We start from the raw sequence: 11965 nt of genomic DNA, 5'->3' as shown, positions 1-11965 counted from the left end.
ATCACCACCGTGATGATGCGCATCATCACATCTCACTCGTCAGTCTTTCCGAGAACGGAAGTCCTCGCCGTGACCCAGCACAGAGCTGTGAATCGCCGCGCCCTGCTGCGCGGCATGGGCGCGATGACCCTCGCCGCCGCATCGACGTCGTTGCTCTCGGCCTGCGGTGGTGGCACCGGCGCCGCCGACACCGCCGAGGCCAACGCCAGCGTGAAGCTGCCGACCCACGTCCCCTACACCGGCGTGACGCCCGACCTCCCCGCGGGCGAGAACCTGCTGCCCGGCTTCTACCGGTACCCGGAGAACCTCGTCACCGCGATCAGGGACAAGCCCGGCGCCGGCGCGGGGAGGGTCGCCATCCTCGTCGACACGTTCACCCCGGTCCCGCCACCGCTGTCCGGCAACGCGTACTGGCAGGCGCTCAACGACCGGGTCGGCGCGGAGTTGGCCTTCAACATCGTCCCGGACAGCGACTACAGCACCAAGGTCACCACGACGATCGCGGGGGGCGACCTCCCCGACATCGTGATGCTGCCGTCGTGGACACCGGACCTGCCTCGCGTGCTGCGCGCCAAGTTCGCCGACCTCACGCCGTACCTGTCGGGCGACGCGGTCAAGGAGTACCCGTTCCTGGCGAACATCCCGCGGTTCTCGTGGCTCCCGATGGTCGCCAACGGCGGCATCCACGGCCTGCCCACCCCACGCGCGAGCATCGGCGAGATCATGTTCGTCCGCGACGACCTCGTCGCCGAGCGGTCACTCAACCCGAAACCCACGAGCCACGCCGAGTTCGTCGAGTTGTGCGAAGGCCTGACCGACGCGAAGGCAGGGCGCTGGGCGCTCGGCGACACCGGACTCGGTGGCGGTGGCGCGCTGCTGTTCCTGCTCGAGTCGTTCGGTGTGCCCAACGGCTGGTCGGAGAACAACGGCAGGTTCACGAACGCCGTCGAGACCGAGGAGTACACCGAGGCGCTCGCCGCACTGGTCGACATGGTCGGGAAAGGACTGTTCCACCCGGACACGTTCAGCGCGACCTTCCAGCAGGGCCGCGACTGGTTCGGCACCGGCAAGATCGCCATGAAGGTCGACGGATACGCGGCGTGGGACATCCTGCTCGGCACCTACCCGGGCATCGACGTCGGCGGCGTGCTCGCCCCGGCACACGACGGGAACGGTGCGGGCAGGCACTTCACCGGCAAGGGCAGCTTCGCCGTCACCGGTATCAAGAAGGGGGACGAGAAGCGGGTCCGGCAGATGCTCGCGATCGCCAACTGGATGGCGGCGCCGTTCGGCACCACCGAGCACCTGTTCCGCAAGTTCGGGGTCGACGGCGTCGACCACGTGATGCGCGACGGTGTCCCCGCACTGACGAGCGCGGGCGAGACGAACGTGAAGATCCCCATGCAGTACCTCGTGGACCAGCCGGCGATCCTCGGCCCCGGCGACCGTGCCGTGGTGGACAAGCAGTACGCGTACCACAAGGAGGTCGCGCCGCTGCTGGTGCCGGACCCGACCGTCGGCCTGTACTCGCCGGTGAACGCGAGCAGGGGGTCGGTGCTGTCCAAGACGCTCAACAACGCCCGCAGCGAGATCGTCCGCGGCAACCAGCCGGTGTCGGGCTGGGCGGACGTCGTGCGCCAGTGGCGCTCCAGCGGTGGCGACCAGGTCCGCGGCGAGTTCGAGAAGGCCTACGCACAGCAATGACGCTCTGACGAAGGAGAGAGTTGATGCACAAACGACTACGGCGACTGTTCGCCGCCGCCGCCGTGCTGACCGCCGCGGTGCTGCCGGCCACCGCGGGCCCGGCCGCCGCGGACCAGGCCGCCTACGACTGGCGGTTCGTGTGGGGCGACACCTTCGACACGCTCGACCACCAGAAGTGGGGTGTCATCGAAGGACTCCTCTCCCCCGGTTCCGACCAGGCGTACACGTCCTTCGCCGTCACCGCCGCGAACAGCAACCTGGTGCTGACCACCGAGAAGCGGCAGTACGGCAGCAAGCCGTACACGTCCGGCATGGTGTGGACGAAGGGCCGGTTCTCCTTCACCTACGGCAAGATCGAGGTGCGGGCGCAGATGCCCGCCATGGGCACGGGCATCTGGCCCGCGCTGTGGCTGCAGGGTGACATCACCGGCAACTGGCCGGGCCCGGGCGGCAACGAGGTCGACTTCGCCGAACTGTGGAACGACCCGACGAAGGTGCACCACGCGCTGCACTACGCCGACGAGCCGCACGGCACCGACCTCGGCGCCAACCAGGGCTGCGAGCACACGAGCCCGGTGAACCTGTCGGCGGGCTACCACACGTACAGCCTCATCTGGGAGCCAGGACCGAAGCTGACCTACTTCGTCGACGGGCAGCAGACCTGCCAGTTCACGTTGACCGGCAACTACTTCAACACGCCGATGCACATCATCATGAACACCGCGGTCGGCGCGTCGTGGATCGGTCATCCCGACGCGTCCGTGCCGTTCCCGCAACAGTTCAAGATCGACTATGTGAGGGTGTACCAGGACGCCGCCCTCGGCTGACTGCCGCCGGTGGCACGCACGACGCGTGCCACCGGCCCCCGCATCGAGAGGAACCCCCGCATGAGCAGCGACCACGACGCCGAGATCAAGGAGCTGCTCGGCCGCATGACGCCGGTGGAGAAGTTCGGCCAGCTCCAACAGCTGGCCTGGGGCTTCAACACCGGACCGGGCGGGCCGGGCACCGAGGACGTCGAGACCGCGGCCCGCGCGGGCCGGGTCGGCTCGGTGCTCAACCTGATGGGTGCCGCGAACGCGAACGCGCTGCAGCGCATCGCCGTCGAGGAGTCCCGCCTGGGCATCCCGCTGCTCTACGGGCTGGACGTCATCCACGGCTACTGGACGACCTTCCCCATCCCGCTGGCCCAGGCCGCCGCGTTCGACCCGGCCGTCACCGAGACCGACGGCGCCGTGTCGGCGCGAGAGGCCCGGTCCGACGGCATCCACTGGGTGTTCTCGCCGATGATGGACGTCACCCACGAGCCGCGCTGGGGCCGGATCGCCGAGAGCCACGGCGAGGACCCGTACCTGACCGCCCGGTACGCGGCCGCGAAGGTGCGCGGCTACCAGGGCGACGACATGAGCGCGGATGACCGCGTCGCCGCCTGCGCCAAGCACTTCGTCGCCTACGGCGGCGCGGAGGGCGGCCGCGACTACAACACGGTCGACGTGTCGGAGCAGCGCCTGCGCAACCTGTACCTGCCACCGTTCCTGGCCGCCGTCGACGCAGGTGCGGCGACCGTGATGGCCGCGTTCAACACCGTCAGCGGCGTGCCCGCGCACGGCAACGCGCACACGCTGACCGACATCCTCAAGACACAGCGGGGTTTCGACGGGGTCGTGGTCAGCGACTGGGCGGGCGTCGACGAGCTGGTCGTCCACGGCTTCGCCGCCGACCGAGCGGACGCGGCCCGGCTGGCCCTCGGCGCCGGGGTGGACGTCGAGATGGCGAGCACCAGCCTCGTCGAGCACGGACCGGACCTGCTGGCACGTGGCCTGATCAGCGCCGACCGGCTCGACGACGCGGTGACGCGGGTGCTGCGGCTGAAGTTCCGGCTGGGCCTGTTCGACCGGCCCTACGTGGACCTCGACGCGGTGATCCCGGAACCGACGCCGAGCACGCGGGCCGCGGCACGGGACGTGGCGGCGCGGTGCATGGTGCTGCTGAAGAACGCGCCTGCGATCCTCCCCCTCGATCCGTCGGTCTCGTCGGTCGCCGTGGTGGGCCCGTTCGCCGACTCGGCCGACCTGCTCGGCACGTGGGTGCTCGGCGAGACGCAGCGGCGCTTCCCCGCGGGCACCGTCCGCGAGGCTCTCGCCGCGGCGCTGCCGGACACGCTGATCAGCCACGCGGACGGCGTCCAGGAGGCGGTCGACGCGGCACTGGCCGCCGACGTGACGGTCGTGGTCGTCGGCGAACCCACGGCGCTCAGCGGTGAGGCGGCCACCCGGTCCGACCTGGGTCTGCCCGACGGGCAGGAGGACCTGATCGCCGCCGTCGCCGCGACGGGCAGGCCCTACGCCGTGGTGCTGGTGGGCGGCAGGCCGCTGACCGGCGACTGGCTGGACACCGCGCCCGCGGTGCTCATGGCCTGGCACCCCGGCATCGAGGCGGGCAACGCGATCGCGGACGTGCTGACCGGAGCGGTCAACCCCGGCGGCAAGCTGCCGGTGACCTTCCCCCGCGCGGTCGGGCAGGTGCCCATCTACTACAACCGGGAGAACACCGGACGTCCCCACGACCCGGCACGGCCGGAGAACCCGTTCGTCTCCGGCTACCTCGACCTGGCCGACGGTCCGCGGTTCCCGTTCGGGCACGGCATCGCCTACACCACCTTCGCCGTGTCCGCGCCGGAGCTGTCCCGGACCCGGATCGAGGCCGCCGCGCTGTGCGACGGTGCCGCGGTCGAGGTCACCGTGCCGCTGCGCAACACCGGGGACCGCGCCGGGGACGAGGTCGTGCAGCTCTACGTGCACGACCGCGCGGCCAGTGTCGTGCAACCGGTGCGCAGGCTGCGCGGCTTCCGGCGCGTCCACCTCGCCGCGGGCGCGGAGACGGTCGTGCGCTTCGCCCTGGGCGCCGACGACCTCGGGTTCTGGACCGGCGACCCGAACGGCCGGTTCGTGGTGGAACCGGGCGAGATCGACGTCCACACCGGCACCAGCTCCGCGACGACCGACCGGTGCACCCTGACGATCGTGTGACCCGGCGGCGCTCGACCAAACGCACTAGTTGACAAGTCTAATAGAGGACTTGTCTACTAGCAGAGTGATTCTCTCGCGCATCATCCTGGGGTTGCTCGCGATCGCGCCCATGACCGGTTACGACCTCAAACGGCACTTCGAGTCGACCGTCGGGCACTTCTGGTCGGCGGACAAGGCGCAGATCTACCGCACCCTCGCCCGCCTCGTCGCCGACGGCCACGCGGAGGTGGAGACCGTGGCCGGGTCCGGGGCACCAGACCGCCAGGAGCACCGCATTACCGCCGCCGGGCGGACGGTGCTCGCCGAGTGGCTCGCGAGCGAGCCGGAGCGGCACGTCGAGCGGGACCCGTTCCTCGCGCGGGTGTTCTTCGGCGCCGAACTCGACGACGACGCGCTCCGGACGCTCTTCACGCGACGTCGTGCGGCGGTCCGGGAGCGACTGGCGCAGTTCGAGCGGCTGCGCGCCGGGACATCGGCGCCCGATCGCGCCGCCCGGCTGCGCCTCGCGACACTGGACCACGGCATCGCGGAACTCCGGGCCGAACTCGCCTGGCTCGACGTGGTCGGCAAGGAGGTCGCGTGACCGCCTTCCCCGAGGTGCACCGTCCCGCGACGGCCACCGCGCACCGGCCCGTGGTGATGCTGCACGGGGGCAACGTCGCGAACTGGATGTGGGAACCACAGCTGGCCGCGCTGCGCGACAGGACGGTGCTCACGCTGAACCTGCCGGGCTTCGGTGAGCGGGTCCGGGAGGTCTGGCCGGGTCTGGACGCCGTGGCCGACGACGTCGTGGCACGAGCGACCGGCCACGGTGTCGACGGTCCGTTCGATCTCGTCGGGCTCTCCCTGGGTGCCGTGACAGGGTTGCGTGTGCTCGCGCGGCACCCCGGCCGGGTGCACTCGGCGTTCCTGACCGGAGCGCCGCTCGAACGACCAGGCCCCGGGGTACGCCTGGTCACCCGGCTGCAGATGACGTTCTGGCGGGCGCGGTGGTTCTGGCGCGCCCAGGCCGCGGCGTTCGGTCTGCCCGCGGACTCGCGCGCACGGTACGTCGCGCACGGCATGTCGATCCGCCGCGAGACGGCGTCCGCCATGACCGCGGACGTGTACCGGGGCGGCATCCCCGCCGGTGTGGGCGACTACTCCGGTCCCCTCCTCGTGATCGCGGGCGAGAAGGACAACGTGGCGGTACGCCGCTCCCTGACCCGGCTCGGCAAGGCCGCACCGCGGGCACAGCTCCGTCTCGCGCCGGGAATGCACCACATCTGGAACGTCGAGGACACGACCCTGTTCAACGGCGTCCTGCGTGCCTGGCTGGACGGCGCCACGGACCCACGCCTCGTCCCCGTCCCCCGACGCTGACCATCGACGCGCCACCTCCCGGATATATTCGGTCGGGATGGGGCGGCGAACGAGAGCGCAGGGGAGATCATGGACGACCGTGTCTTGAGCCCGGACGACGCCAGGGAACGTCTCGAGGCGTGGCAGGGGAAGATCGAGAAGCTGGCCGCCGACACCAAGGACATGAGCGACCGGTTTCAGGCGCTCCAGGTGACGAGGTCGGACCCGAACCGCATGGCCGAGGTGACGGTCGACTCCACCGGTTCGCTGATCGCGTTGCGGCTGACACGGGAGATCGAACGCTCCTCGCCGGAGGTCGTCGCCGCCACGATCATGAGCACGATCCGGGCGGCGAAGGTCGAGCTCGCCGGGATGACGCAGGAGATCATCGAGGACACGGTCGGCGCGGAGTCCTCCGCGGGACAGGCGATCGCCGCCCGCGTCAGCGAGCACCTGCTGGCGAACGCCGGCGAGGTCGAACCGGACGGCGAGTACTACGACCGCCACGAGGACGAGGAACAGCGCGACATCTCGGAACCACTCCGGTCGGACAGCCGTCCTACTCCCCGTGCTGGGGAGGACGAAGAGGATGACGACACCACCATCTGGCGGTGACCGCGATGCCTGACGGTTTCACCACCAACCCGGAGGAGCTGCGGACGCACGCCGCGAACGTCGACGCCCTGAAGGAACGGTTCGGCAACGTGAAGGGCGCGAGCGCGCACATCACGCAGGACGACCAGGCGTACGGGCTGCTGTGCGGCTGGATCTCGGGCATTCTCGAAGCCCGCCACCAGAAGCAGGACGAGCTGATCGCCAAGGTCGAGGAGAACCTGACGCTGGTCGCGAAGTCGTTGCGGGACACGGCCGACGACTACGAGACACACGAGCAGGGTGTCGTCGGCGTGATGGGCTCGATCGGGGACGACCTGGGTTCGGTGCGGCCGCGATGAGCAACCCGCTGATCGCACCGGTCGAGTCGACCAGGCAACCGTGGACCGGCTCGAGCCTCGCCGACGGCATCCAGGGCGTGGTCGAGTCCATCCAGAACAAGAGCTGGGTCGACGGCATCCTGGCCGGCGCCGGGCTCGCCGTCGACGCCGTGTCGACCGTGATGGACCCCATCAGCGCGTTGCTGGCCAACGGCATCGGCTGGGCGATGGAGTACTTCGAGCCGTTGCGGCAGATGCTCGACGAGCTGACCGGCATCCCGGACGTGGTGGCCTCGCACGCCGCGACGTGGAACAACATGGCCACCGAGCTCATCAGCATGTCGGACGACCTGAAGGCGTCCGTCCAGAACGACCTGCCGACCTGGAGCGGCAAGGCGTCCGACTCCTACCAGACCCTGATGGCGAACAACGTCCAGGCGATCGGCGGTCTCGGCGCGACGTCCGCGGCGATGGCGGAGGCCACCACGGGCGCGGGCGGGCTGGTCCAGTTCACCCGCGACATCGTGCGCGACCTCATCGCGGACCTGGTGGCCCGGGTGATCGTGTGGGTGGCGGAGGCCATCTTCGTGGTGACCATCCCGGTGATCGCCTCGCAGATCGCGGCCGCGGTCGTCAAGTGGGTCGGGCGCATCGTCACCTACACGGGCGCGCTGATCACGAGCCTGACCAACCTGACCAAGCTCCTCAACGGGTGACGCGACGATGCCTCCAAAGACCCACACGACCCCCAGCGGCGGCTCCGGTGACGGCCCCGGCACGTCGAAGGGTGACGGCTCCGGCGACGGCGGCACACCCCCGAAGAAGGTCGGTGACGTAGACGCGGGCAAGAGCGTCTCGAGCGCACAGACCGCCGTGCAGCGGCTCATCGACGGCGGCACCCCCGGCCAGGCAACGGGTGCGACCACGCCGTCGCACATCCCGACCACACCGAACACACCGACGACACCGTCCACGACGACACCGACCACGCCCCCGAACGCCAGCGACATCCACCTTCCGCCCGGCGCCAAGGAACACATCCTCGACGGCGACGGCGGGCGGCAGGGCGGGCACTACCCCGGCACCGGCTTCTCGAAGAAGACCGAGTTCCCGAAGGGCTGGGACGCCGACAAGATCCAGGACGCGGCCTACCAGGTCACCCAGAGCGGCAACCCGGTCAAGGGGCCGTTCCCGACCAAGGACGCCGACGGCAACGTCCGGATGGCCTACAACTACGAGGGCAAGGTCGACGGGATCACGGTGCGGACCACCGTCTTCGCCGACAACGGCGAGATCCGCACGGCGTTCCCGCCCAACGGCGGCGAGAAGGACGGCAGCGGCAACCCGGTGATCGAGAACCCGCCCGCGCCCAACCCGGCGCCCAAGGGCGTGCCGATGTCCGAGCCGCCCAGGTACAACAACCCCGAGGCGGGTGGCGACGGCAGCTGGGTGTGGCAGGGGCCGAAGGGGAATGAGATCATCCGCGTGATCCAGCATCCGGACGGTACGGTCGAGCGGACCGTACTCGGTCCATATTCGAAGAAGTGAGCGGCGGAATGGATGTCAGGACATACGCGACGCTGACCGACGTGTGTGGTTGGCTCGCGGGCAGGCTGTCGGACACCGTCCTCGACGCCGTGCGCGTGAACTACTACGCCGGCGAGGACGTGATGGCCGAGTCGGCGATGCTGCTCGGGCTGGCCATGGAGAACGTCGGCATCACCCCTGAGGAGCGGGAGCAGATCCGCTCGGTGCTCGACGACCCGGACAACCCGGATCTCGACGACGTGCCGAGCATCGCCGAGGTGCCACCGCTCGCGTACCGCTTCTCGACCAACCCGCCGCCCGGTCCGGTGACGGCGCCGGACCCCTACCGCGCCGACGAGGTGGTCGCCGCTGAGGCGCCCAACCACCAGGGCAGGCGCGTGCGCCGCACGTGGCGCGTGCCGTTGACCGACCCGGACCACGGCACCTGGCTCTACGTCGTGCAGGTGTCACCCACCGGGAACGTGCTCCGCGCGTACTCCGGCATCAGCTCGACGTTGAACGTGGAGGCGCAGCTGACGTGGCCCGTCGAGGTGGTCACCGAGGGGTCGCTGCTGCCGCCGTACCAGGCCGCCGCGCTCACCGCGGCCCATCAGGTCTGGAGCGCGTGACCCTCAGGACACGACGACGCCGACCTCCGGGCGCGGCTCGCGAGAGGTTTCGCCAAGATCCTGACGTGTCGCCGTCGGCCTTGTAACGTACCGGCGGTGCATCTACTCACCGCGGCGCAACAGGATCGGTTGCGCCACCTGGCACGCCGCAGCCCGGCGTTCATCGGCATGCGCGTCATCGTCCACGACGACCACGTCGAGGTCACCCACCCGGAATCGCTCGAGCTGGGGTTCGAGACCCTGTCGGCGACGCTGGCCAACACTCCGGCCGGGCAGTGGCCCGAGGTCGTCGACGAGCACTTCCAGCGGACCATCGCCCTCGGGACGCAGGACAGCTCCGACATCGAGGGGCCGACGGAGGTGGTGCTCCAGCACACGTACCTGCGCCTGGCCCCCGCGGACACCGGGGTGGCCGACGTGGCGTCCTACGCCGACGAGATCACCCCCGGCCTGCTCCGGGTGCTCGCCTTCGACCGGCCCGAATCCATCGTGGTCATGCGGGACGAGGACGTGCGGCGGCACGGCTTCGACCAGCTCTTCGACGCGGGCCTGGAGAACCTCGCGGGGGAACTGCCGGACCGGTACCTCGAGTCCGAGGGCGTCTACTACCTGCAGGGCTCGGACTACGTCGGCTCGCTGGTGCTGGTCATCCCGTGGGTGATCGAGGCCGTGACCGGGGTGGCCGACGCGCCGCACGGCGCACTGGTCGCGATGCCCGCTCGCGACCAGTTCCTCTTCCACCCCATCCGGGACCGCGACACCGCGGGCGTGCTGGCCGCACTGGACGAGATCGGGCAGCTCACCGCGGAGTGCCACGCGAACAGCGCCCACCAGCTCAGTTCACGGGTGTACTGGTGGCGTCCGATGCCCGTGGGCGGGCTCGAGACCGTCGGGCACCACAACGGCGCGGGCATGGTCACCTACTACTCGGACGACTTCGAGGACGTGCTCTTCACCGTGGGCATCAACTAGACGGATGGCGCGTCTTCATGTCGGCTGCGCGATGTGGACACACAAGGCGTGGCCAGGGCGGTTCGTGCCGCGGTCGCTGCCGGTGAACGAACGCCTGCGGGCGTACGCGGGCTGGTGCAACGCGGTCGAGGGCAACACCACCTTCTACGCGACCCCCGCCAGAGAGACCGTCGCGGCCTGGGCCCGGCAGACCGACCCCGGCTTCCGGTTCCTGGTCAAGCTGCCCAAGGTCGTCACGCACGAGCGCAGGCTCGTCGGCGTCGAGACCGAGATGCGGACGTTCCTGGACGCCGTCGAACCCCTCGGCGAGCGGGCGGTCCTGTGGACCCAGCTGCCCGGTTCGTTCGGCCCGTCGGACGTCGACGCCCTCGGCCGTTTCCTGCGCAGGCTCCCCGCCGACCGCCGACGAGCCGTGGAGGTGCGCCACCCCGGGTTCTTCACCGACGCCCGCTCGACGTCGCTTCTGGAGTGGACGCTCGCCGACACGGCCACCGAATGGGTGCCGTTCGACACCACCGTCTTCTTCCAGGGCGCCCCGGCGAGCGACGCCGCGCACGAGGCGTGGGCCAGGAAACCGCGGCTGCCGCGTCGGACGCGGGCGCTGACCGACCGGCCGATCGTCCGCTACCTGGGCCACGACTCGGCCGAGGACACGATCGCGGGGTGGCGGCCGTGGACCGGCGTCGTCGCGGGCTGGCTGCGTGAGGGCCGGTCGCCGACGGTCTTCGTGCACACCCCCGACAACGACGAGGCGCCCGCACTCGCCCGCCGGTTCCACGACGACGTGCGGGCGCTGGTGCCCGGCCTCGACGCGCTGCCCGACCCGGAACCGGTCGAGCCGGCGACCCTGTTCTGAGTGCCGTCACCGAGGATGCCCGGCCCGGGCAGAACGGTGTCCGGTTGGTTGGCAAGCGGAGGTCCGCAGGCGCATAGTTCGGTGATCCGAACCAGCCACGGGAGGTCGCGATGGACGATCGTCTGGTCGTCGTCCTGGGCGCCACGGGACGGCAAGGCGGTGCGGTGGCACGGCACCTGCTCGCGGGCGGCCGGCGCGTGCGCGCGGTGACCAGGACGCCCGGTTCCGCCGCCGCGCAGGCGCTCGCCGCGGCAGGTGCCGAGGTGGTACGGGCGGACATGGCCGACCTCGTCGGTCTGCGCTCCGCGCTCGCCGGCGCACACGGCGTGTTCAGCGTGCAGAACCCGATGACCAGCGGGCTGACCGGCGAGGTCACCCAGGGCACGAACGTGGGCACCGCCGCCGCGGAGGCCGGGGCGCGGCATGTCGTGTACGGCTCGGCCGGCGTCGGCAGGCCGGGAACGGGAGTCGGCTCGTGGGACTCGAAGGTCGCCGTGCGGGCTCACCTCGAGTCCCTGGGACTGCCGTTGACCGTCCTGCGGCCCATGGCCTACATGGAACTGATGAGTGACAGGAGTTTCTACCCCGCGGTGGCCGTGTGGCACGTGATGCCGAAGTTGATGGGTGGTGACCGGCCCGTGCAGTGGCTCTGCCTCGACGACTTCGGCGCGGCCGTGGCGCGAGTGCTGGCCGAACCCGACCGGTTCGTGGGCGCCGACCTGGCCCTGGCGTCCGATGTGCGCACGATCGACGAGTGCGGGGCGCTGTGGCGCGAGGTCTTCGGCCGTGGGCCGCGCCGCGTCCCCATGCCGGTGTGGCTGTTCGAGAAGTTCGTCGGCTCGGATCTCACGACCATGTGGCGGTGGCTGCGCACCAATCCGACCGATGTGGACACCACCGTGACGAAGGCTCTCGTGCCCGAAGCGCGAACCGTGCGTCAGTGGCTGCAGGCACGGCGGGGGTAGCCCCCGCGGA

13 protein-coding genes are annotated in these 11965 nt (G+C 70.5%); all 13 read left to right on the top strand.

What is annotated here, in order from left to right:
* Positions 1-87 precede the first annotated feature (87 nt).
* The 13 genes from ACIBVP_RS05695 (at position 88) to ACIBVP_RS05635 (ending at position 11955) form a co-directional block, all read left to right on the top strand.
* A complete protein-coding gene (locus ACIBVP_RS05695; protein WP_396104770.1) occupies positions 88-1704 on the top strand; it encodes an extracellular solute-binding protein in 1617 nt (538 codons plus the stop codon).
* Between the two features lie 23 nt (positions 1705-1727).
* Positions 1728-2531, top strand: a complete 804-nt coding sequence (locus tag ACIBVP_RS05690; protein ID WP_396104769.1) for a family 16 glycosylhydrolase — start codon at positions 1728-1730, stop codon at positions 2529-2531.
* Positions 2532-2591: 60 nt separating this feature from the next.
* Positions 2592-4733: a glycoside hydrolase family 3 N-terminal domain-containing protein gene (locus ACIBVP_RS05685; RefSeq protein ID WP_396104768.1), complete on the top strand. Its 2142-nt coding sequence runs from the start codon at positions 2592-2594 to the stop codon at positions 4731-4733.
* A gap of 64 nt (positions 4734-4797) precedes the next feature.
* Entirely contained in the window at positions 4798-5316 is a 519-nt protein-coding gene (locus tag ACIBVP_RS05680; protein WP_396104767.1) for a PadR family transcriptional regulator, read from the top strand.
* A complete protein-coding gene (locus ACIBVP_RS05675; RefSeq protein ID WP_396104766.1) occupies positions 5313-6095 on the top strand; it encodes an alpha/beta fold hydrolase in 783 nt (260 codons plus the stop codon). Before ACIBVP_RS05680 ends, ACIBVP_RS05675 begins: the two co-directional genes overlap by 4 nt.
* Positions 6096-6164: 69 nt before the next feature.
* Positions 6165-6689, top strand: a complete 525-nt coding sequence (locus tag ACIBVP_RS05670; RefSeq protein ID WP_396104765.1) for a YbaB/EbfC family nucleoid-associated protein — start codon at positions 6165-6167, stop codon at positions 6687-6689.
* 5 nt (positions 6690-6694) lie between these two features.
* Entirely contained in the window at positions 6695-7027 is a 333-nt protein-coding gene (locus ACIBVP_RS05665; protein ID WP_396104938.1) for a WXG100 family type VII secretion target, read from the top strand.
* Complete coding sequence (locus ACIBVP_RS05660; RefSeq protein WP_396104764.1) at positions 7024-7722, top strand: WXG100 family type VII secretion target; 699 nt, start codon at positions 7024-7026, stop codon at positions 7720-7722. The genes ACIBVP_RS05665 and ACIBVP_RS05660 overlap by 4 nt, the downstream gene beginning before the upstream one ends.
* 7 nt (positions 7723-7729) lie before the next feature.
* The gene (locus ACIBVP_RS05655; RefSeq protein WP_396104763.1) at positions 7730-8554 is read left to right on the top strand and encodes an EndoU domain-containing protein; all 825 of its coding nucleotides are present in this window, start codon (positions 7730-7732) and stop codon (positions 8552-8554) included.
* An 8-nt stretch (positions 8555-8562) separates the two neighbouring features.
* Entirely contained in the window at positions 8563-9162 is a 600-nt protein-coding gene (locus ACIBVP_RS05650) for a hypothetical protein (RefSeq protein ID WP_396104762.1), read from the top strand.
* 96 nt (positions 9163-9258) lie between these two features.
* Positions 9259-10134 carry a hypothetical protein gene (locus ACIBVP_RS05645; RefSeq protein ID WP_396104761.1) on the top strand — a complete coding sequence of 292 codons (876 nt, stop codon included), beginning with the start codon at positions 9259-9261 and terminating at the stop codon, positions 10132-10134.
* A gap of 31 nt (positions 10135-10165) precedes the next feature.
* Positions 10166-10990: a DUF72 domain-containing protein gene (locus ACIBVP_RS05640; RefSeq protein WP_396104937.1), complete on the top strand. Its 825-nt coding sequence runs from the start codon at positions 10166-10168 to the stop codon at positions 10988-10990.
* A 110-nt stretch (positions 10991-11100) separates the two neighbouring features.
* Entirely contained in the window at positions 11101-11955 is an 855-nt protein-coding gene (locus tag ACIBVP_RS05635) for an NmrA family NAD(P)-binding protein (protein ID WP_396104760.1), read from the top strand.
* Positions 11956-11965: the final 10 nt, after the last annotated feature.

The organism is Actinophytocola sp. NPDC049390 (assembly GCF_044466355.1).
Lineage (GTDB): Bacteria > Actinomycetota > Actinomycetes > Mycobacteriales > Pseudonocardiaceae > Actinophytocola.
Note: the sequence above shows the minus strand (reverse complement) of the source record. Positions and strands in the feature narration are given on the sequence as shown.